This window comes from Hoeflea sp. (assembly GCF_039975035.1).
Lineage (GTDB): Bacteria > Pseudomonadota > Alphaproteobacteria > Rhizobiales > Rhizobiaceae > Hoeflea.
Genome location: NZ_JBDWHW010000240.1, coordinates 1 through 22316, shown reverse-complemented (window position 1 = coordinate 22316; position 22316 = coordinate 1). Strand labels below are relative to the sequence as shown.

The 22316-nt window shown below is 59.3% G+C and carries 20 protein-coding genes and 1 pseudogene; 6 read left to right on the top strand and 15 right to left on the bottom strand.

Going from position 1 to position 22316, the window contains the following annotated elements; all coding sequences use genetic code 11:
* The 3 genes and pseudogenes from ABJN75_RS21290 to ABJN75_RS21280 all read left to right on the top strand — a co-directional run.
* A pseudogene (locus ABJN75_RS21290) lies at nt 1-565 on the top strand (NAD regulator); the annotation flags it as partial.
* Nucleotides 566-948: 383 nt separating this feature from the next.
* Entirely contained in the window at nt 949-1365 is a 417-nt protein-coding gene (locus ABJN75_RS21285) for a universal stress protein (RefSeq protein ID WP_348441620.1), read from the top strand.
* 51 nt (nt 1366-1416) lie between these two features.
* Complete coding sequence (locus ABJN75_RS21280; protein WP_348441619.1) at nt 1417-3039, top strand: BCCT family transporter; 1623 nt, start codon at nt 1417-1419, stop codon at nt 3037-3039.
* A 116-nt stretch (nt 3040-3155) separates the two neighbouring features.
* Here ABJN75_RS21280 and ABJN75_RS21275 read toward each other — a convergent pair whose 3' ends face one another.
* The 5 genes from ABJN75_RS21275 to ABJN75_RS21255 all read right to left on the bottom strand — a co-directional run bounded on the left by ABJN75_RS21275 (nt 3156) and on the right by ABJN75_RS21255 (nt 8559).
* A complete protein-coding gene (locus ABJN75_RS21275) occupies nt 3156-4052 on the bottom strand; it encodes a DMT family transporter (protein WP_348441618.1) in 897 nt (298 codons plus the stop codon).
* 146 nt (nt 4053-4198) lie between these two features.
* Nucleotides 4199-5074, bottom strand: coding sequence for a carboxylating nicotinate-nucleotide diphosphorylase (gene nadC, locus ABJN75_RS21270; protein ID WP_348441617.1), 876 nt, complete (start codon nt 5072-5074; stop codon nt 4199-4201).
* A 3-nt stretch (nt 5075-5077) separates the two neighbouring features.
* Nucleotides 5078-6676, bottom strand: a complete 1599-nt coding sequence (locus ABJN75_RS21265; RefSeq protein WP_348441616.1) for an L-aspartate oxidase — start codon at nt 6674-6676, stop codon at nt 5078-5080.
* A gap of 51 nt (nt 6677-6727) precedes the next feature.
* Entirely contained in the window at nt 6728-7807 is a 1080-nt protein-coding gene (gene nadA / locus ABJN75_RS21260) for a quinolinate synthase NadA (RefSeq protein WP_348441615.1), read from the bottom strand.
* A 152-nt stretch (nt 7808-7959) separates the two neighbouring features.
* A complete protein-coding gene (locus ABJN75_RS21255; RefSeq protein ID WP_348441614.1) occupies nt 7960-8559 on the bottom strand; it encodes a hypothetical protein in 600 nt (199 codons plus the stop codon).
* Between the two features lie 249 nt (nt 8560-8808).
* On the opposite strand from ABJN75_RS21255, the gene ABJN75_RS21250 reads away from it, so the two are divergent.
* Nucleotides 8809-10044, top strand: coding sequence for an MFS transporter (locus tag ABJN75_RS21250; protein WP_348441613.1), 1236 nt, complete (start codon nt 8809-8811; stop codon nt 10042-10044).
* Nucleotides 10045-10332: 288 nt separating this feature from the next.
* Here the strand turns inward: ABJN75_RS21250 and recO are convergent, their stop codons facing one another.
* From recO to rpoZ, 8 genes are all read right to left on the bottom strand, one after another.
* On the bottom strand, nt 10333-11103 hold the full coding sequence (gene recO, locus ABJN75_RS21245; RefSeq protein WP_348441612.1) for a DNA repair protein RecO: 771 nt from the start codon (nt 11101-11103) through the stop codon (nt 10333-10335).
* A gap of 17 nt (nt 11104-11120) precedes the next feature.
* A complete protein-coding gene (gene era, locus ABJN75_RS21240; protein WP_348441611.1) occupies nt 11121-12059 on the bottom strand; it encodes a GTPase Era in 939 nt (312 codons plus the stop codon).
* A complete protein-coding gene (gene rnc / locus ABJN75_RS21235; protein WP_348441610.1) occupies nt 12052-12777 on the bottom strand; it encodes a ribonuclease III in 726 nt (241 codons plus the stop codon). The genes era and rnc overlap by 8 nt, the downstream gene beginning before the upstream one ends.
* Complete coding sequence (gene lepB, locus ABJN75_RS21230; RefSeq protein WP_348441609.1) at nt 12774-13520, bottom strand: signal peptidase I; 747 nt, start codon at nt 13518-13520, stop codon at nt 12774-12776. Before lepB ends, rnc begins: the two co-directional genes overlap by 4 nt.
* 238 nt (nt 13521-13758) lie before the next feature.
* A complete protein-coding gene (gene acpS, locus ABJN75_RS21225; RefSeq protein ID WP_348441608.1) occupies nt 13759-14160 on the bottom strand; it encodes a holo-ACP synthase in 402 nt (133 codons plus the stop codon).
* Nucleotides 14157-14768 carry a DUF2062 domain-containing protein gene (locus ABJN75_RS21220; RefSeq protein ID WP_348441607.1) on the bottom strand — a complete coding sequence of 204 codons (612 nt, stop codon included), beginning with the start codon at nt 14766-14768 and terminating at the stop codon, nt 14157-14159. The genes acpS and ABJN75_RS21220 overlap by 4 nt, the downstream gene beginning before the upstream one ends.
* A gap of 205 nt (nt 14769-14973) precedes the next feature.
* Nucleotides 14974-17214: a bifunctional (p)ppGpp synthetase/guanosine-3',5'-bis(diphosphate) 3'-pyrophosphohydrolase gene (locus tag ABJN75_RS21215; RefSeq protein WP_348441606.1), complete on the bottom strand. Its 2241-nt coding sequence runs from the start codon at nt 17212-17214 to the stop codon at nt 14974-14976.
* A 132-nt stretch (nt 17215-17346) separates the two neighbouring features.
* Nucleotides 17347-17751: a DNA-directed RNA polymerase subunit omega gene (gene rpoZ, locus ABJN75_RS21210; RefSeq protein WP_348441605.1), complete on the bottom strand. Its 405-nt coding sequence runs from the start codon at nt 17749-17751 to the stop codon at nt 17347-17349.
* Between the two features lie 375 nt (nt 17752-18126).
* Between rpoZ and ABJN75_RS21205 the strand changes: the two genes are divergently transcribed.
* Complete coding sequence (locus tag ABJN75_RS21205; protein WP_348441604.1) at nt 18127-18720, top strand: NYN domain-containing protein; 594 nt, start codon at nt 18127-18129, stop codon at nt 18718-18720.
* Nucleotides 18721-18945: 225 nt separating this feature from the next.
* Here the strand turns inward: ABJN75_RS21205 and smpB are convergent, their stop codons facing one another.
* Together smpB and dapA are read right to left on the bottom strand one after the other, a co-directional pair.
* Nucleotides 18946-19428: an SsrA-binding protein SmpB gene (gene smpB / locus ABJN75_RS21200; RefSeq protein ID WP_348441603.1), complete on the bottom strand. Its 483-nt coding sequence runs from the start codon at nt 19426-19428 to the stop codon at nt 18946-18948.
* Nucleotides 19429-19430: 2 nt separating this feature from the next.
* Nucleotides 19431-20312, bottom strand: a complete 882-nt coding sequence (gene dapA, locus ABJN75_RS21195) for a 4-hydroxy-tetrahydrodipicolinate synthase (protein ID WP_348441602.1) — start codon at nt 20310-20312, stop codon at nt 19431-19433.
* A 306-nt stretch (nt 20313-20618) separates the two neighbouring features.
* Here dapA and ABJN75_RS21190 point away from each other — a divergent pair.
* Nucleotides 20619-22316: lytic transglycosylase domain-containing protein (locus ABJN75_RS21190; protein WP_348441601.1), on the top strand; the 1698-nt coding region annotated here is incomplete at its 3' end.

The window sequence follows — 22316 nt, the reverse complement described above, 5'->3', positions numbered from 1 at the left end:
GCCAGGCATGCTCGACGCCGCGATCCTGCCCCGGCTGTTGCCCTGGGCTCAGCAACCGGCGCAACGTCCGCAGAGCCCCACACGCATGGCCCGCATCCGCCTGGCCTTTGGCCTGAACGATTTCCCCTGGGACGAGGAACGCGTGGTCGACCGCTATGAGCTGCTCTATGAGGCAGGACTGCTTGCCGAGGCCGTCACCGATCAGCAGGTCGAATCCACCGGGCTCACCTCGCGGCTTGGCCGCGCCATGCGTTTTGACCATCGCCGGATCGCCGCCACCGCGGTCCAGCGCCTGCGCGCCAAGATCAAATATCGTCCTGTCATCTTCGAACTGATGCCGCCGGAATTCACGCTGACCGAACTGCAGACGACAGTGGAGGCAATTTCCGGCCGTCACCTTCACAAGCAGAATTTTCGCAGACTGGTCGAGGGCGCCGAACTGGTTGAACCCACCGGCGCATCCAGCTCGGCCACCGGCGGCAGGCCCGCCGCGCTTTACAGGTTTCGCGCGAAGATCCTGGAAGAACGGCCCGCGCCAGGGTTGCGGCTGGGCGCTCGCGGATAGGTTTCCGCTCAGCGATCGTAAATCCTTCATCCGTCGACGATGCCCGAACTTCGGCAGCCGCCGTTTTCCAAGCCGGATATGCACCCATGTCCGAAGCGTAGATTTTGCTGCTCTCACTCGTCCGGATGCCAGCAAATCCAGCGCCAGCGATCCGTCAGAACCTCCTGGAGCACCGTAATCCATTTCATGTCGTTTTCGCGCCTGTCCACACCACCCGGTGCGCTTTGGTTTACAATCGCACTTTCAATGGGTTAGTGTTGGTTCGGATTCGGCACGTTATCAATCGATAACGCATTATTAACAGGCAGTTACTTTCTTCTTGCCTGAATACTTCAGTAGTATTGGCGAAATTCATGCCGATAAAACAGAAACGGGGGAGATAGATGTATAAAAATATAATGGTGCCCGTCGATCTTGCGCACACCGATAAACTGGAACTTGCGCTCGATACCGCCGCCAAACTTGCGAAACTATACAATGCCCCTGTGACCTATGTCGGCGTCACTTCGGCGGCACCCGGAGCGCTCGGACACAGTCCGGCAGAGTACAACCAGAAGCTTGAGGCCTTTGTTGCCCAGCAGGCAAAAGCCCATGGTATCTCAACCCATGCCAAGACAGTGGTCAGTCATGATCCGGCGGTCGACCTTGACGATGCGCTGATCAAGGTCGCACGTGACGCAGGCAGCGATCTCGTCGTCATGGCGACGCATATTCCCAATGTCGCCGATCATTTCTGGCCATCGAACGGCGGCCGGCTTGCGACCCACACCAATGCATCCGTCTTTCTCGTGCGCGGCTAGGCACAGACCAGCGGCACTTGCCATAATAAAACACAAGCGGGAGAACACCCAATGAGCGACAACAGCGACCCGGGTATTCCGGTGCCGGAAGGCCCGAGCAATCTGATCGACACAGAGTACGAGGTCGGGCAGGACAACATTTCGATGTCGGTTGGCCCGTTCGGGCTCGACATTCACAATCCGGTTTTTGCAATCTCCGGATTGAGCATCGTCGCCTTTGTCTTTTTAACCCTGGCCTTCCAGGAAAGCGCCGGCCCGGCCTTCAACGACCTGCGCAACTGGTTGACCGGGACCTTCGACTGGTTTTTCCTAACGGCGGCGAACGTTTTTGTGCTGTTGTGCCTGTTCCTGATTGTCTCGCCCTACGGCAAGGTCCGCATCGGCGGCAAGGAAGCGACGCCGGACTATTCCTACACCGGATGGTTTGCGATGCTGTTCGCCGCCGGCATGGGCATCGGGCTGATGTTTTACGGCGTCTCGGAACCGATCTCCCACTTCTCTTCTTCTTTTGCCGACGACGCCGGCACGCCCGAAAGCTGGGCTCCGCTAGGGGGTGCAGCGGGTGATGCAGTCGGAGCACGCAATCTGGGCATGGCCGCAACGATCTTCCACTGGGGCCTGCACCCGTGGGCGATCTACGCCGTTGTCGCGCTGGCACTGGCACTGTTTTCCTACAACAAGGGACTGCCGCTGACCATGCGGTCGGTGTTCTACCCGATCTTCGGTGAGCGCATCTGGGGCTGGACCGGGCACATCATCGACATTCTGGCGGTTTTCGCCACGCTGTTCGGACTCGCCACATCACTGGGCTTCGGCGCCGAACAGGCAAATGCCGGCCTCAACCACCTTTTCGGGCTTCCGGTCAACGACGTTTCCAAGGTCTTGCTGATCGTGGCGATTACCGGTGTAGCGCTGCTGTCGGTCGTCGCCGGCCTCGATGCGGGCGTCAAACGCCTGTCCGAAATCAACATGATGCTGGCCGCCTTGCTGCTGGTCTTCGTGCTGATTGTCGGACCAACCGTGGCGATTTTCACCGGCTTCTTCCACAATCTCTATGAATACGTCCGCTACCTGCCCGAACTTTCCAATCCGTTCGGACGTGATGATGACAATTTCCGTCAGGGCTGGACAGCGTTCTACTGGGCCTGGTGGATTTCCTGGTCGCCTTTCGTCGGCATGTTCATCGCCCGCGTCAGCCGCGGTCGGTCAGTGCGCGAGTTCCTCACCTGCGTGTTGCTGATCCCGTCGGTCGTCTCGGTGCTCTGGATGACGGTTTTCGGCGACACGGCAATCAGCCAGCTGGTCAATGACAGCTACCAGCTCATCGTCGAAGCGCCGCTGGAACTGAAGCTGTTTGCCATGCTCGAAGGCTTGCCGCTGCAGCAGATCACCTCGTTCATCGCCATCGTGCTGGTGATCGTGTTCTTCGTCACTTCCTCTGACTCCGGCTCGCTGGTCATCGACACCATCACCGCCGGCGGCAAGATCGACGCACCGGTGCCGCAGCGCGTGTTCTGGGCAAGCTTCGAAGGCCTGGTGGCCATTGCGCTGTTGCTTGGCGGCGGACTGGGGGCGTTGCAGGCGATGGCTGTCTCGACGGGCTTCCCGTTCACCATCGTGCTGTTGCTGGCTTGCTACTCAATCCTGAAAGGATTGCACAGCGAACCGCGCTGATACTCAAAGGGCCGCCAGCGATGGCGGCCCTTTTCAATCCATCTGAATCCGGCCTCGCATTCACGTGCGGGGTCGTTTTTGATGCGGCATCCGGAATTGTCCCGACGACCCGGGATTTATTTCCCCGCGCCAACCTGTCGACCGCGCCAGAGGATGAACAGGCCCGAAATGACAATCAGGCCTGACCCGACCACCATCGCGAGATCAAGCCGCTCGTCAAACAACAAGATCCCCAGGGCAATTCCGAACAACAGACGTGAATATCTGAACGGAGTGACGGCCGAAACCTCGCCAATGCGCATCGCTTTCATCAAGCAGGAATAGGCCGCAACACCCGCCAGAACGGCCCCGAGCACATACACGGATATTTCAGCATCCGGCATCACAAAGGCCACGTCTTGCCAGATTGCGAACAGCCCGCCGGCAACGACAATGGACACAAACCCGTACAAACCGAGGATCGTCGTGCTGAGCAAGGCAGGAGCAGCACGACTGGCAAGATCACGACCGGCAAACCCGATCATTCCGATGATGGCCAGCAACGAGAGCACAGAGAAACTGTCTGTCCCCGGCTGAATAATGATCACAACGCCGATCAAACCTACGAAAATCGCGGTCCATCGGCGCCATCCCACTTTCTCGCCAAACACCAGGGCAGCACCGGCAACCACGACCAGCGGTGTCGCCTGCAGGATCACCGTTGCCGCCGACAACGGAATCAGGGAAAGCGCAAGCACGTAAAACAATCTCCCGGTGATCTCGAAGACCACGCGTATGCACATCGGGCGGGAAACGACATCCGGGCTGAACAGAGGTTCTCGGTTGATCAGCGCCAGACAGGCAAAGACAAGGGCTCCACCCAGGCCGAAAATGATCAGCACCTGACCGACGGGCAACACCTCGGACGCTGCCTTGATGAATGCATCCTCGATGGCAAAAATCGCCATCGCAGCGATCATCCAGATACTGCCCGCCAGATTGGCCTTGCGATCGGTTGCGATGTGGTGTGTCACGCATGGTCCAATGCCGCTTGACGCTTCGAAGGTTGCGTCCGCTTTGCCTGTTCTTCGAATGTTTATGACGCTTCGACACTCGGGCCAGTCGTGGTCAAGGTGTCTCGAAGCAGCCGGTCATTCTGACAGGCTGTTCATCACTACCTTCAACCGATCGCCATATCTAGACCGATATCCAGTGTCGGCGCGGCCATGGTGATCTTCGAGGTCGAGATGTAGTCGACACCGGTCTCGGCGATTGCCTTGATTGTATCGAGATTGACATTGCCCGAGGCTTCCAGAGTGATCCGCCCGCCATGCATCGACTTGTTCATCGCCACGGCCTGGCGCAGCAAACCGGGCTCCATGTTGTCGAGCAGGCACACATCGGCGCCTTCCTTGAGCACAACTTCAAACTGCTCAAGCGTATCAACCTCGATCTCGATCTTGACCAGATGCCCGGCAAAGGCTTTCGCCGCCTTCAAAGCTTCCGCAATACCGCCAGCAACCACGATGTGGTTGTCCTTGATCAGGATCGCATCATCGAGCCCGTAACGATGCGATGAGCCGCCGCCGCAGCGCACGGCGTATTTCTCCACACCACGCAGACCCGGAATGGTCTTGCGGGTGCAGGTGACCTTGGCCTTGGTGTGGGCGATGGCGTCGGCGAAGCGTGCGGTGTGGGTGGCAATCCCCGACAGATGCATGAGGTAATTGAGCGCCACACGCTCGGCTGACAGCAATCCGCGCGCCGGGCCTGAAATGCGGGCGATCTGGGCCCCCGGTTCCACCCGCGCACCGTCATTGACCAGCGCCTCGAATTTGATCTCCGGATCGACCAACCGGAACGCGGCTTGCGCCAGCGGCAGCCCGGAGATGACCCCCGCCTCGCGGCTGTTCATCTGGGCTGTTGCCTTTCGTTCCGGGCCGATGGTGGCGTTGGAGGTGATGTCGCCGGCACGACCGAGGTCTTCGAGCAGCGCTGCGCGGACCTGATCCTCGACCATCAATAGCGGCAGTTCGGGGAGAAATGCGGTGGTCATGACTTAGCTCTCCAGCAGCTCGGGGATGATGGCGTGGGCCTGGTCCAGCGTCACCAGCGTGCGCCGCTTCCATTCCGCCTGCTCCTCGGGATAATCGGTGCGGAAATGCCCGCCGCGGCTTTCGGTGCGGTTGAGCGCGCAGACCGCGATCAGTTTCGCCGTCGTAATCACATTGTCAAACCGGACGGAATGGCTGTCCCGGGCCAGTTGCAGGATCGTATCAAGTGCCTCGCGCATGCCCTCGCCATCGCGCAGCACACCCAGATTGGCACTCATGGTCTTGCGCAACGCCACCATGTTGGGGTGGTCGTTTTCGGTGAGATACTCCGTTGCCGTCACCGATCCGTCCTGCCATTTCGCGGGCGCGTCAGCCTTGATCCCGGTTTTCAATGTCTCGGCAATGCGGGCCGAGAACACCACTGCCTCCAGAAGCGAATTCGACGCCAGTCGGTTGGCGCCGTGCGCTCCGGTGGAGGTGCATTCACCGCAGGCCCAAAAGCCCGGCAAGGATGACCTGCCATTGATGTCGGTCCAGATGCCGCCCATGAAATAATGTGCCGCCGGAATGACCGGGATCATCTTTGTGACCGGATCAATCCCGGCCTCCCTGCAATAGCCATAAACGGTGGGAAATTCCGCTGCGAAATCATGCACTGCCGTGCGGCAATCCAGATACGCCCCCCTGCCCGCCCTGACCTCGGCAAAGATACCGCGCGCCACGACATCGCGCGGCGCCAGTTCGGCATCCTTGTGCAGCGGCAGCATGAAGCGCTCACCGCTCGAATTGTGCAAAGTGGCTCCATGGCCACGCAACGCTTCCGTGGCCAGCGGCGCCGGGTCCTTGCCGACATTGATCGAGGTCGGGTGAAACTGCACGAACTCCATGTCGGCCAGCCGTGCGCCGGCGCGTGCGGCCATGCCGATGCCGCCGCCGCGCGCCTCGGTCGGGTTGGTCGTCACCTCATAGAGATGGCCAACGCCGCCTGTGGCCATCACCACATTCGATCCCGTAACCCGGTGCAACTCTTCACCGCTGCCAGCCTTGTCGCGGGCGACGACGCCGGTCACGCGGCCCTCCTCGACGATCAGATCCTCGACCACATAGCCTTCCAGCACCCGGATCGACGGTGTCTTGCGCACCGCCGCCACCAGCGCCTCCATGATCGCCCGGCCGGCCATGTCACCCTTGACCCGGACGATGCGGCTTTCTGAATGCGCAGCCTCACGGCTGACCGCCAGATGACCTTTCAGATCGCGGTCGAAAGGCACGCCATAGCCAAGCAGATCATGGATCCGGTCGGAGGCTTCCGTCGCCATCATCCGGATGATCGCTTCATCGACGATGCCGTCACCGGCGACAATCGTGTCCCTGACATGACTTTCAATCGTGTCTCCGGGACCGACCGCGGCGGCGATACCTGCCTGCGCCCAGGCCGAGGATGCTCCGCGGCCGATCGGTGCAGCGGCCAGCACGGTGACCGCCTTGGGCGCCAGTTTGAGCGCGCAAAACAGGCCTGCGAGGCCGCCGCCGATGATGACAACCGATTCCGGGCCTTTGGGGGCAACCGGTGGTGTGTACAGTGCCAGGGACGTCAAGGGCATGCTCCGGCCTCAAAGGCATTCGAGGAGTGAGGGATTCGAGGGGGGAAGCCCTCAGTTGTTCATGTTGACCATCCGCTCGACCGCCATCCGGGCGCGATCGGCGATGGCAGGGTCGACCACAACTTCCTCGGTCATATAGAGCAGGCTGTCGAGAATCTTCGGCAAGGTAATGCGCTTCATGTGCGGGCACAGATTGCACGGCTTGATGAATTCGACGCCCTCGACTTCACTTTCGATGTTGGATGCCATCGAGCACTCGGTGACCAGCAGCACCCGCGGCGGCCGCGTATCCTTGACATAATTGATCATGCCGGCGGTCGATCCGGAATAATCGCACACCGCGATTACATCCGGATGGCACTCGGGATGGCCGATGATCTCGATGGTCGGATCGGCTTCCTTGTAGGCCAGCAGTTCCTCCGCCGTGAAGCGTTCATGCACTTCGCAGTGGCCCTTCCAGGTCAGGATTTTTTTCGTAGTCTGCTTGGCGACATTCATCGCCAGATACTCGTCGGGAATGCACAGCACCGTGTCGGACTCGAAGCTTTCGCAGATCGCCACGGCATTGGACGAGGTGCAGCAGACATCGGTCTCGGCCTTCACATCGGCGGAGGTGTTGACATAGGTGACCACCGGCACGCCGGGATAGCGCTCCTTGAGCAGCCGCACATCAGCGCCTGTGATGGAATCCGACAGCGAACACCCGGCCTTGGCATCGGGGATCAGCACGGTCTTGTCCATGTTCAGCAGTTTCGAGGTCTCGGCCATGAAATGCACGCCGCACTGGATGATGATCTGCTCGTCGACCAGGGTCGCCTCGCGCGCCAATTGCAGCGAATCGCCGGCGATATCGGCGACGCAATGGAAAATATCCGGGGTCTGGTAATTGTGCGCCAGGATCGCCGCGCCGCGCTCCTTCTTGATCCGGTTGATAGCGTGGATATAGGGCGCGTAGACGGGCCACTCGATTTCCGGAATGTGCTGGCGCACGCGATCGTAAAGATGGGCGGTTTCACGGGCCACGGCCGGCGTGTACTTCAACTCCGGGCGCTCCATCACACCAAACCGCTCCGCAGCAGTTTGCGCCGGCCTTGCGGCCATTACGCTCGCGTTTGTCTCCAACCGGGTCATGACAACCCTCCCGTCAATCACTGTTATGCTCAATTTGAGCATATCTGGGTTCAAAAAGAGCCCCGCAATGCCGGGGTCCCCTCCACATAAGACTTTGCCTTTTCAAATGCAAGCCGACCCGCTCTCGCCGCCGCGCGACCGTTTGTCGCCGTTCACTCGAACAGTTTGCTCTTTTGCACATCCTCCGCAGGCGCTGCCTCGGGCATTTCGGCAAGCCCTTTCTCCAGCACAAATTCGGCTTGTGCCGCGAATTTTTGCGCCGGATTGATCGACAACCGGAACGCCTTGGTCACGCCGCCAAGCACATGCTCGATCCGCACCGAGCCGTTGCTCTGCTCGTCGGAAACAAATCTGACCGCCAAATGCTCCGCATCGCCTTCCACACCGATCACGTCGCCAATCGGCTTGGAAAACAGCCCGACCTTGTTTTCGGCGGCCACACCGGCCCAGTCCGGCGCCTTGCGCAAATAGGATATGAAGTCGCGCGCCTGCTCCACCGACATCATCATCGAATGCCCGCCGCCTTCCGCGCCGTCCTGCGCCGGAATGACAATCGAGGCCATGAGCAACAGCCCGCGGTTCTTGTCAGCCGCCGTCGCGCAATGGGTAAATCCCGTGCGGCCGGAGCCGACTTCAGTCAATTGCGCCGGATCACCGATAATCGCTCCATAGGGTGTAATGACAAATTTGCTTTCCGGATCGAAAGGTGGCGCGATCCGGGTCGAGATTGTCGGCCCAGGCGCTCGCGCCAAGTCCAAGAACCAGCGTTACCACTGCGAAATACACCAACAAGGCCTGCTTCATATTCATCTCCTCCAGCCAACGATCCGGGTTGCCTTAGCATTCCTGCCACCGGGAACACTGTCAACTCGGCCCGCCAGCATGCTCAAAAGCGATGCCCAGCCGGCAATCGATCAATTCCTGTGATCCTTGGTTTCAAGTAAAAGCACTTGTTCCCGGACAGCCAATGCCTAAAGTCGTGCAACATATCAGGAGCCCCCATGTCCGAACCACGTCCCACTACCGCCCGCGCGCCCCTGCCCTGGCTGATCATCGTTTCCGGGTGCGCCATCGCACTCCTGTCCTTCGGGCCGCGTTCGGCGATGGGCTTTTTCCAGCTGCCCATGCTTGCTGATACCGGTTGGGACCGGACCACGTTCGGTCTGGCCATGGCGATCCAGAACCTTTTTTGGGGAATCGGACAGCCGATCTTCGGCGCCATCGCCGACAGGTTCGGCACCTGGCGGGTGCTGGCGCTGTCAGCGCTGATCTATTCGGCCGGCCTGATCATGATGGCCCATGCCGACAGCCCGGTGTGGCTGCATATCGGCGGCGGTGTACTGGTCGGCCTCGGCATTGCCTCGGCGTCCTTCGGTGTTGTGCTTGCAGCCTTCGCCCGCAATGTCGCCCCCGAACAACGCTCGCTGGCCTTCGGATTCGGAACCGCGGCCGGTTCGGCCGGGATGTTCGTTTTCGCCCCCCTGAGCCAGGGGCTGATAGATGCTCTCGGCTGGTCGGACGCGCTGGTCTGGCTCGCAATCATGATGCTGATCATACCTGTCATCGCCATTCCGCTTCGCGGCAATTCATCCTCGGGAAGCCAGAAGCAGACCGATATCGAGCAATCCATAAGCGAGGCCTTGCGGGAGGCCTTCGGCCATCGCAGCTTTCTGCTTCTTGTCTCCGGGTTCTTTGTCTGCGGTTTTCAGGTGGCCTTCATCACCGCGCATTTTCCGGCCTATCTGCGCGACATCAACATCGCCGATTCCTACGCCGTGCTGTCGCTGGCGCTGATCGGGTTTTTCAACATCATCGGCTCTCTTGCCTCCGGTATTATCGGTCAGCGCCACTCGAAGCCGGCCTTTCTGACGCTGATCTATATCGGCCGCTCGATCGCGGTGACGGCTTTCCTCTTGCTGCCGCAAACCGAGACATCGGTGGTCGTCTTCGCCATCGTCATGGGGCTTTTATGGCTGTCGACAGTGCCGCCCACCAACGCGCTCGTCGCCATCATGTTCGGCACCCGGCATCTGGGCCTGCTCGGCGGACTGGTGTTTTTCTCCCACCAGGTCGGCTCTTTTCTTGGCGTATGGCTCGGCGGTTATCTCTACGATGTCTTCGGAACCTACAATCCGGTCTGGTGGCTGGGCGTTGCGCTCGGGCTGTTTGCCGCAATCGTCCACTGGCCGATCAGGGAAGTCGCCGTGCCGCGCCCAGTGCTGGCGCCCGCGGAGTGATGCGGTAGCTCCTTTGCCTCGCCGCGGTCTTGCGCCGATATCAGCCATGCCTGCAGCAGCGGCGGGCCGCGTAAATATTGCCGACACCGTTGCCCTCAGCGGCAAACAGGATGACCTTCCTGGCGCGCCGCCATTTCCTGAATTTTCGCTTGTGCGCTGGTCAACCATGTCGGATCTTTGGCGCCATTTCCTGAGCCAGCGCCACACCGCGGGACATTGTCAGTGCGCATGACGATCACCGTCATTTCAAACGAACCAGTTATGGCTCCACTGCTTGTTCGCAGGGAGTCATGAAACAGGCTCCTTGTTGCGGGCAGTGACGGGCTCGGTTTGCGGCATCGCCTTGAGCGCCGCGGTGCAAAAACTCTCACGGCTGATCGGTGCGTCGATGCCGCGAGCCTCGAACACATGCCGGGTCAGGAAATAACCGGTCAGCCGAAATGCCTCACTGAGCATGTCCGCATCGCTACAGGCCACATCCCTGTCGGTCAGAAACGCTGGCAGCGCCAAAAGACGCCCGGCCCACGGCGCGCCGGCGCCGGCGGAGACCGCACGGCCTGTCTTTGGCGACACATAGACGAGATCCGTGCGGATACCGGTCGCGGCGCAGGCGCTCAGATCGAGCCCGAAGCCGAGATCTTCCAGGATGGCCAGCTCGAACCGGACATAAAGCGCACCGGCCTGCGCCGGCGTATCGAGACTGTCGAGGATGATGGCGAAGGCGTCATGCAGCCTTGGGTGGGAATCCCGCTCGGGAAGCAGCCTGAGCAGCGCCGCCATGGCCTGAACCCCATGCAGGCCGATGGCGCTTTGCATCAGATGGCCCGCACGCCCGTTCAAAAGCTCGACCTGGTACTGGCCGAGATGCTCGTCGAGCCGGGCGCGCCAGACCAGATCCACCGAATTGCCGGGTTGCAGCACCGGCTGAAGCCGTTTGGAGCGGCCGCCGCGCACAATGCCCATATGCCGACCGTGCGCATGGGTCATCACCTCGGCGATCACCGAGGTCTCGCCATGTTTCCTCAGACCCAGGATGATTCCCTCGTCGCGCCATTCCATCGGCTGACTTTGCCCGCTCAGTGCGGAAATTCAAGCCCGATCTCGCGATAACGCTCGGGATCGTTGCCCCAGTTGCTGCGCACCTTGACGAAAAGGAACAGATGCACGGGCTGTTCGAGGATCTCGGCGATCTCCTTGCGCGAGGCCTGGCCGATGGCCTTGATGGTTTCGCCCTTGTGCCCGAGCACGATTTTCTTCTGGCTGTCGCGCTCGACATAGATGACCTGTTCGATGCGAACCGAACCATCCTTCTTCTCTTCCCACCGCTCGGTCTCGACATGAGACGCATAGGGCAATTCCTGATGCAGCCGCAGATAGAGTTTTTCCCGGGTGATTTCGGCTGCGAGCTGCCGCATCGGCAGATCCGAAATCTGGTCTTCGGGATAATACCACGGACCTTCCGGCAGCGTGCGCGCCAGATAATCCATCAGATCCTGGCAGCCCGATCCATTCAGCGCCGAAATCATGAAGGTCTCGGAAAAAGCCGCTTTCTCGTGGCAGGCCGCCGTTAGCGCCAGCAGCGTATCGCGCTTGACCTGGTCGATCTTGTTGAGCACCAGCACCTTGGGGTGATGCACATCGGCAAGCGAATCCAGCAGCGCTTCGGCGTCTCCCTTGATCCCGCGCTCGGCGTCGATCATCACCAGCACCAGATCGCCATCCTTGGCGCCGCCCCAGGCGGATGTCACCATGGCCCGGTCAAGCCGCCGTTTGGGCGTGAAAATGCCTGGCGTATCGATGAACACGATCTGGGTCCGGTCATGGATGGCAATCCCGCGCACGATTGCCCTTGTGGTCTGAACCTTGTGCGACACGATCGACACCTTGGCGCCGACCAGCTGGTTCATCAGCGTCGATTTTCCGGCGTTCGGAGCGCCGATCAGCGACACGAAGCCCGACCGGGTCGGACCTTGCGGTTCAGTGGGGCCTGCTTCGGATTCGGGAGCGTCAGTCATCATTTTTTCCTGCGTTGGCCTGCCAGACGCCTTCGCGTTCGAGGAGAGCAGTTGCGGCCACCTGTTCGGCGGCGCGCTTGGATCGGCTTTCGCCGCTGGCGGGTTTGGTCCCGTCAATCTGGACACTTACTTTGAAAACCGGATCGTGGTCAGGTCCGGAACGATCAGTCACACGGTAAACCGGGGTCACCCCAAAACGGGCGTGAGCCCATTCCTGCAATTCGGTCTTGGCATCGCGGCGCGCGCCGTCCGTCGAGAACGCGCGCGTCTTCCAGTGTGTATGAATGAAATTGCGCGCGGTTTCGAGTCCGGCGTCAAGATAGATTGCCGCGATCAGTGACTCCACCACATCGGCGCGAACATTGGCCATCCGGTTGTCGGTGAGTTTTTTGACATCGGCGCCGGTGCGGATAAACTCGTGCAATCCCAGTTCATCGGCGACTTCGCCGCAGGTCTGGGCGCTCACCAGCTGATTGAGCCGCACCGACAACTCGCCTTCGCTGGCCTCCCGAAAATGCGAAAACAGCAATTCCGCCACGCACAGGCCAAGCACACGGTCGCCCAGAAATTCCAGCCGTTCGTAGTTTCCGCCGGACGGATTGCGAAGGCTGGAATGGGTCAGCGCCCGCTCCAGCCGTTCGGGATTGGCGAATTGATGGCCAATCCGCTCTTGCACACGGGCAATGATGTCGGACGTTTTCTTCGAGGCGCGCTTCATCGCTGCGCGGATTTGAAGAACCGGTCAAAACGCAGATCGGTCGGCCATTTCCAGATTTCCAGCGGCGACGATTCTTCCGCAATCGAGAAGAAGATGATCGTCGCCCTGCCGACAAAGTTCTCGAGCGGCACGTAGCCAACGTCAAAACGACTGTCCAGCGAGTTGTCGCGGTTGTCGCCCATCATGAAATAGTGGCCTTCCGGTACCACGAATTCACGGGTATTGTCGCCAGGTGAATTGGGGTTGATATCAAGTGTGGTGTAGGTCACGCCGTTTGGCAAAGTCTCCCGGTAGACCGGAACATCGGTGCCCTGGTTGTAGCGGCCTTCCGGGGTGTAGCTGCCTTCGAGTTCACGCTTGACCGCTTCGCCGTTGATATACAGCACGCCGTCGGTAACCTGGATGCGGTCGCCGGGAAGCCCGATCACCCGTTTGATGTAATCGATCTTGGTATTGCTGGGGAGCCGGAACACGGCCACATCGCCGCGCTCTGGCTCATCACCCCATATCCTTCCGGAGAACAGATCGGGAGAAAACGGCATCGAATATTTGGAGTAGCCATAGGAATATTTCGACACGAACAGATAATCGCCAACGAGCAGCGTCTCCATCATCGATCCCGACGGAATGCTGAACGGCTGAAAAAGCAAGGTGCGGATGATCACCGCAAGCAGCAGGGCCTGAACCAGCACCTTGACGTTTTCCCAGAGACCGCTGGATTGGTTTTTTGTTGTATCTGACACGCGTTGAATTCCTCAGTAGGGCGCGGAAGCGCTTTCTCTAGCCGTTTGCATCGTTCGCGGCAACACCGCGCACTGAAGTCCGGCAATCTTGCCCGGTTTGTACCCTTTCCAATGCAGCACCGGCGTTGATTCTTCGCATCCCCGCTACATTTTGCCGCTGTGACCCAGTTACCGCAGCTTTCAGGCGACGGTCGGATACCAGGTGCGGGCAAATCCAGGAATGGCCATTGGTCTGCGCTCACGCCCGAGGAAGCGCCTCTATGATCACGAAAGCCTGAGCCAGTGGAAAATCATCGGTTATTGTCAAATGAATGACCGCATCCATGCCATCCGGGATGATCTTGTCCAAACGGACGGCAGCACCACCGGTCAATCGGAATGTCGGCTTGCCGCCGGGCATGTTGACCACGCCCATGTCGCGCCAGAACACGCCTTGTGAAAGCCCCGTACCCAACGCTTTCGAGCAAGCCTCTTTCGCCGCAAAGCGCTTGGCGTAAGAGGCCGCCCGAGCTGCCCTGCGGTCGGACTTGGCGCGCTCCACCTCGGTGAAACAACGATGGGTAAACCGTTCTCCATGCCTCTCGAGGGTTTTTTCTATGCGCCTGATATCGATCAGGTCACTGCCAATGCCGATGATCACGCCCGTGTTGCCCTGTTTGCCGCTCTTTCGTCGCGCGCCGCCGCCATCTCCTGCATCCGGGCCTTGGCCCGCGCGGCAAGTCTGGATTTCCTGCGCACCTGAAACACCCGGACAGTCCAGTAAGTCAGAATGTAGAACCCGACACCGGTGACGATACCGGGCGGGATCGCACCGATCAACATCGGCTTGAGCACCGGGTCCCACAATTGACGAATATCGAGATGGCGCAACAAGGCCTCGAGATTGACATGCTTTTGATGCGTGCCGGTCTCAATCCCGATCAGGAGATTTCCGAGCTTGAGCGTCGAGGCCCAAATGAACGGGAACGACAGCGGGTTGCCGAATGTTGTTCCAAGCGCCGCCGCAACCATGTTGCCGGCCAGAATATAGGAAATTGCAAACGCCAGAATGAAGTGAAACCCCAGCAACGGTGTCCATGAGGCGAATACGCCTGCCGCCACGCCTGCGGCAATCGCATGCGGCGTCGCGGTTAACCTGAGTACCCGCTTGATAAAATACTGAAATGACCGCCCAAAGGATCTGCGTGGCCAGAGCGCAGTGCGCATCCGGTCAAAAAATCCTTCTGGTTTTCGGCGACGAAACAGCATGGGTTGTCCGTATATCGCTCTTTTTGTGTCAGCCCTAAGTCAACCTGGAAATTTTTCCAAATTTTCCGGCGCATGCGACAGGCATTCAGGTGCGATTATCCCTGAAAACATCGAAGAACTGGTAAAGATCCGTCACCGGATCGCTTGGTCCGACAGCCAGGCACGGCGGCAGGACGGCCACACTCCATCAAGATGGCGCCGGAGTCTATTCGTAGACCCGTTCGACCGTCGACACGGATCCCAGTCCCTTGAGCTGGGTAATCAGATTGTTGAGATGCTTGAGGTCCCAGACCTGAAGATCGACCAGCATCTCGGTGAAATCGGCGGCAACCCGTCCCATCGACAGCGTCTGGATATTGGTTTCGCTGGCGGCGATCATTTGCGCAACATCGGCAAGGGTTCCTGGCGCGTTGATCGCAGTTACCAGTATCCGTGCCGGGAACCGGTTCTTGTTGTTTTCATCGATATCCCAGCGGATATCGATCCAGCGGCTGGGTTCATCATCGAATTTGGTCAATCCCGGTGACTGGATCGGATAGACGGTGATCCCCGCGCCTGGTTCCAGAATTCCCACGATACGGTCTCCCGGAACAGCACCGCCCGGCCCGAAGCGCACCACCGAGTTGTCGTCCATACCGCGGATCGGCATCGCCGCCATATCGGGGTCCGGCCCTATCTTGCGTGCCTTGGCGGAAGTCTTCTGCGATTTCCCAAGCCCCGGCAGCTTGAAGATAAGTCCCGCGGCACTGCGCAGATTGAACCAGCCCTCATCGGCGGGTTTGCGCGGCGAGACCCGCGTTTCCTGATGATTGGGATAGACCGCCTTGAAGACGTCTTCGGAAACCAGTTCGCCGCGCCCCACCGCAGCCAGCATGTCCTCGACATCCTTCTGACCCAACCGGTGCAGCACCGGCTTGAGCCCCTCGCGCGACAATGGCTTGCCAGCGCGGGTGAAGGTGCGCTCAAGGATGCGCATGCCAAGACCCGAATATTGCTTGCGCACGGCCGCTTTTGTGGCACGGCGGATTGCGGCGCGGGCCTTGCCGGTCACCACGATCTCTTCCCAGGCCGGCGGCGGCACCTGCACGCCCGAGCGCAGGATTTCAACCTCATCGCCATTGGCCAGCCGCGTCACCAGCGGCATGATCCGGCCGTTGATCTTGGCGCCAACGCAGGTGTCGCCGATATCGGTGTGGACCGCATAGGCGAAATCGATCGGCGTCGCTCCGCGCGGCAGGGCGATAAGCTGCCCCTTGGGCGTGAAGCAGAAAACCTGGTCCTGAAACAGTTCGAGCTTGGTGTGCTCGAGAAAATCCTCGGGGTTGTCACCAACCGAGAGAGCTTCGATGGTCTGGCGCAGCCAGGAATATGCCCGCGAATCCTTCGACAGCAACTCCGCGTCAGCACCTGCTGACGCATCCTTGTAAAGCGCGTGCGCCGCCACCCCGCGCTCGGCGATATCCTGCATCAGGCGGGTGCGAATCTGCAGTTCGACACGCTGCCGCGATGGTCCGACAATGGTGGTGTGGATCGAGCGGTAATCGTTCTGCTTGGGCGTCGAAATATAATCCTTGAACCGTCCCGGCACCACCGACCAGCGCATATGCACGATTCCCAGCGCGCGATAGCAATCAGCTTCGGTGTCGACGATGATCCGGAAGCCGAAAACGTCCGAGAGCTGCTCAAACGACAGCGATTTGGACTGCATCTTGCGAAACACCGAATAGGCCTTCTTCTGCCGGCCTTTAACAGTGGCATTCAGACCCTCTTGCTTGAACAGCTCGGACAATTCGTCCTCGATGGTGTGGATCAGGTCGCGGTTGCGCTCCGACAACTCCGCAAGCTTGCCGGTCACCGTGTCATAGGCTTCCTGGTTGATGTTCTTGAACGCGAGCTCTTCAAGCTCCTCACGCATCGCCTGCATACCCATGCGCCCGGCCAGAGGCGCATAGATATCCATGGTCTCCTCCGCAATGCGCGCGCGCTTTTCCGGCGGCACATGTTCGAGTGTGCGCATGTTGTGCAACCTGTCGGCCAGTTTGACCAACAACACCCGCACATCGTCGGAGATGGCGAGTAGCAGCTTCCGCAGATTTTCCGCCTGCTTGGCCCGTTTGGTGACAAGATCCAGCTTCTTGATCTTGGTCAGTCCCTCAACCAGCCGGCCGATATCTTCGCCGAACAATTCGTCGATTTCGGCTCGCGTGGCGGTGGTGTCTTCTATGGTGTCATGCAACAGCGCGACGGCAATGGTCGATTCATCAAGCCGCATTTCAGTCAGGATCGCAGCCACTTCCAGCGGATGGGAAATATACGGATCGCCGCTGGCGCGCATCTGCTTGCCATGCTTCTGCATGGCGTAAACATAGGCCTTGTTGAGCAGGGCCTCGTTGACGTCCGGCTTGTATTTTTGCACGCGCTCCACGAGCTCGTACTGACGCATCATCGCAATGGCACTCCACGACAAGAAAATGCGCCGAATCGAACGACCGGCGCATTGTGTCGCATCAGCTGTCTCTCGGCTTCAGAATCAAGCCTCGCCGATTCAGTGCAAATCGGCGGGCGCTCATCCCTGCTCTTAATAGTCGTCGCTTTTTTCCGGTGGGACAAGCCCTTCAATGCCGGCAAGCAGATCTTCTTCCGACATAGAACCAAACGAGACAGCTTCCGGCTGATCGTCCTCGGCCGCCGGTTCCTCGACGGCAGCATCGCCGGTCGGGATGAACCGGCCTGGATCGGGTTCCGGCTCATCGACTTCGACATGTTTCTGAAGCGAGTGGATCAGGTCTTCCTTCAGATCGCCCGGCGAAAGCGTCTCGTCGGCGATTTCTCTCAATGCGACGACCGGGTTCTTGTCGTTGTCGCGCGGAATAGTGATCTGACCGCCTTGAGAGATCTGCCGCGCGCGATGGCTGGCAAGGAGTACAAGTTCAAAACGGTTATCAACTTTGTCGATGCAATCTTCGACTGTGACGCGGGCCATTGCCTGTCCTTTGCAAACTGCTATGGGGGAGTTGACCATGCGATAAACACATTGTGTGGCTATTTCAAGTCTTTCGCATCAAAAGCACCCACTCTTCGCGACGAATCCCGATCCGGGCACCCGTGAGAGACACAGACTTGTTTTGAACATGTGCATCATTGAATTAGCAACCATGCATATTTAACAAGGCTCAGCCCTTGAAAATTGCGACTGATCGCCGCATTTGGTTGCAAATCACGATGGTTCGATTCGTTGAACACATCCAAAAGATAAGTGCCTGGTAATTATAATTACGGACATCGAGTTATCATCGCCGCACTAAATTCGACTTCATACAATATAAGTTGCAAACGAATTCTGAAAGGATTTGATTAAATGTTTGACCCAAGAGAGAAAATCGCTCTTTTTATTGACGGTGCGAATTTGTATGCCGCATCCAAAAGCCTGAATTTCGATATCGACTACCGGAAACTGCTCAAAGCCTTCCAGTCCCGCGGTTATCTACTGCGTGCGTATTATTACACCGCATTGATCGAGGATCAGGAATATTCATCGATCCGACCGCTGATCGATTGGCTCGATTACAACGGCTACAAGGTTGTAACCAAGCCGGCAAAGGAATTCACCGACTCGTTGGGGCGCCGTAAGATCAAAGGCAACATGGACATCGAACTTGCCATCGATGCCATGGAACAGTCCGATGTGGTCGATCATCTGGTTATTTTTTCCGGCGATGGCGATTTCACGTCACTGGTCGAAGCGCTGCAGCGCAAGGGCCGCAAGGTGACCGTAGTCTCCTCGCTCTCCTCGCAACCGCCGATGATCGCAGACGATCTGCGCCGTCAGGCCGACTATTTCATCGAGTTGACCAGCCTGAAATCCGAAATTGGCCGTGATCCATCCGAGCGACCGATGCGCTCCGTCACAACTGCGGAAGATGACGCGGACGAGGATGATTTCGACGATTGATCGCATTTTCGTCTCGATGGCGCCCCGGCAAACAAGCCTCGGTGCGCGAGGCGGAAATGGTCAATGTACCGCTTTGAAATGATGCCTGTCGCGTTCAAACGACTACGCTTGAGCGCGACAGAGACTAGGTTTGAAGAAGTCACCCTTCACCACGTCGTTGCCTGAGATCCCTCGTCGGGATGCGACATAACCAGAGCTCCACGCTTGGCGTGAAACCCAGTCTGGTTAACCGCGGTCGCGCAACAGCCGGGATTTGTCCCGGTTCCAGTCGCGTTCCTTCTGGGTCTGACGCTTGTCGTGCAGTTTCTTGCCCTTTGCCAGCGCCAACTGCAGCTTGGCTATACCCTTGTCGTTGAAAAAGATCTTCAACGGCACCAGGGTCATGCCATCACGCTGCACGGCTTGCCCCAACCGTCCGATTTCCCGCGCCTTCACCAGAATTTTGCGGCGCCGCCGGGGCTCGTGATTGAACTGGTTGGCCTGCAGGTACTCCGGCACATAGGAGTTGATCAGCCACATCTCCCCGCCTTCTTCATTGGCATAGGAGTCGGCGATATTGGCCTTGCCCTGACGAAGCGATTTCACTTCGGTACCGGTCAGGACCAGACCTGTTTCGAACGTTTCGACAATTTCGTAGTTGAACCGCGCCTTGCGGTTTTCAGCGACGACCTTGCCGTGTTGCGATTTGTCTTGTTTTTTCGGAGCCATGATCAGCCGGTCACACCTGCCTGAGCAAGCGCCGCGTCAAGCAGGGCCGCTGTCCCGGGTTCAACCGGGGTCAGAGGCGAGCGAACGACATTCTTGATCAGGCCCATTTTTGCCAGGCAATACTTGACGCCGGCAACCCCGGGCTCGGCGAAGATCGCCTTGTGCAGCGGCATCAGCCGGTCGAGCATGGTCAGCGCCGTGGCGTAATCGCCGCGCAACGTCGCTTCCTGAAACTCGGCACATTGCCTGGGCGCGACATTCGCGGTCACCGAGATGCAACCGACGCCGCCATGGGCGTTGAAACCCAATGCTGTCGGATCTTCGCCCGAAAGCTGCACGAAATCATTTCCGCAGGTCATGCGTTGCTCAGGCACCCGGGCGAGATTGCCTGTCGCATCCTTGACGCCGATGATATTGGCGAAATCACGGTGGAGCGCCGCCATTGTCTCCACCGACATGTCAATCACCGAACGCGGCGGGATGTTGTAGATGATGATCGGCAGCGTGATCGCCTCGGCGACCGCCTTGAAGTGCTGATAAAGCCCCTTTTGCGTTGGCTTGTTGTAATAGGGGGTCACCACCAGCACGGCATCAGCACCAGCCTGTTCCGCGTGGACTGCCAGTTCGATTGATTCCGTCGTGTTGTTTGATCCGGCACCAGCGATCACCGGCACCCGGCCGGCGGCAACCTCGATGCACAGCTCCACCACCCGCCTGTGTTCGGCATGGGACAGTGTCGGGGATTCACCCGTCGTTCCGACCGGCACAAGCCCGGTGCTGCCGGCTTTGATCATCCGCTCGACATGGCTTGCAAAGCCATCCTCGTCCACCGCGCCATTTTCGGTGAAAGGGGTGATGAGGGCCGGAAGGGAACCCGTAAACATGCTGATCTCCAAAACTGTCATCCTGTGCCGCCACGGCACTGTCATGCAACCGTCACGCAGCCGATACAGGAAATCGGAGGTGCGTAAAAGCCTTGCATGGCTTTAGCACACGCTTTTGCGGCAAATCGAGCCTTTGACCGGCCCGACCTGACTTTAAGTCGCACATTGCCCGTAATTATGTCGGAATATTGCATTTGAGTGAAGCTGATAAGTATTTGTTAAGCGCTGCTTCACCGGCGTCTGATATGGCGGAGAAGTGTTCTGCTCTCAAGCCCACGACGCAAACATTTCGAACGGAAGATCAGGATGTCGAAGATCGCTCTTGCCACATTGTTTACAGTTTCGACGGTGCTCGCGACCATCACCACGGCGGCGCCGTTGCCGAACGGTGCCATCCCCCTGCCCGCGCCACGGCCTTCGGTCAGCAGCGAAACGACTGCAGCGGTCCCCAAGCCGGATCTGATCTCCGGCAAGGCGACACCAGCGAGCCGGGAGCTCAAGGCCGGGCTTGAACTTCTTGGCAACGGCGATACCGGCAAAGCCCGCAAAATCCGTGACGCCATGCCCCGCAACACTCTTGATCACGACATCCTGACCTGGGCGATAGCGCTGTCGGGACTGGAAGGTGTGCCATCTGCCGAAATAGCAAATGCGGCGAGCGAACTTGAAGGCTGGCCTGGCCTGAAATCATTGCGGTCGTTGTCCGAGCGCGCCTTGTTCTTTGAAAAGCCTCCGGCCGCACAAGTGCTAGCTGCCTTCGGCGAGACAACACCGGAAACCGCCAAGGGCGCCATTGTCCTGATCAGGGCCTTGATGGCGACGGGAGATGCAAAACGCGCCAGCGCCATTGCCTCCAGCTTCTGGCGCAATGTCACCATGGATGACCGGGACGCCCGCATCTTCTTGAGCGAGTTCGACAGCTTGCTTGGCAAGGACGATCATTTCCGCCGGATGGAAATGCTGCTTTACCGCGATCACGTCAGTGACGCCAAGGTCATCTCCGAAAAAGCGGGGGCACAATCGCTTTACCGGGCCTGGTCGGAAATAATCCGCAACCCGGCGAAGGCCGCCAACACCATAGCGGCGGTTCATCCCTCCTGGCATGATCAGCCTTCCTATCTCTATCTGCAGATCCGCCACCTGCGCGAACTCGAGCGCAACAAGGAAGCAGCAGCGCTGCTTGCCAAAATGCCACGCGACCCCGCTCTTCTGGTCGATCCGGATGAATGGTGGATCGAGGCGCGGGTGATCAGCCGTGGCCTTTACGAACAGGGCGACGCCAAGACTGCCTATCGGCTGGCCGCTTCTCATCTTGCGCAAAGTCCGGCGGACTTCGCCGAAGCGGAATTTCACGCCGGCTGGTATGCGCTCCGGGGCCTCAAGGACGCCAAAACGGCGGAAAAACACTTCGCCGCAATTCTCAGCGTCGCCGATGGCCAGATCTCCAAGGCCCGCGCCAACTATTGGCTCGGCCGTGCCGCGGAGGCCGGAGGCGGCGGCAAGTCAGCGGATTACTATGCCCTCGCCGCGCAGTTTCCCTCCACATTCTATGGCCAGCTCGCCAGCGCCAGACTGGGGCGAAAGTCCCTCAACATCGCCTACCCTTCGCCCTCAGAACAAGACCGGGTGCGATTTGCGCGACGCGAGGCTGTGCAGGCCATCCAGAAACTTGAGGAGGCGGGCTTCGACTGGCGCGCCGATATTCTCTACCGTGCGCTTGCGGCGGAGATCGACAGTCCGGGCGAAGTCGCGATCCTTGCCGCGATGGCCGAAAAACGCGGCGATCACCGGATATCGCTTCAGGTCGGCAAAATTGCCTGGAACCGCGGCCTAGACGTGGCAGCCTTAGCCTATCCGCTCGGTGCAGTGCCCACCAGCGCCAACATTTCCGGATCCGGCAAGGCGCTGGCCTACTCGATCGCCCGGCAGGAAAGCGCATTTGACAAGGCCGCAGTCTCCCCCGCCAATGCCAGGGGCTTGCTGCAGATCCTGCCCGGAACCGCC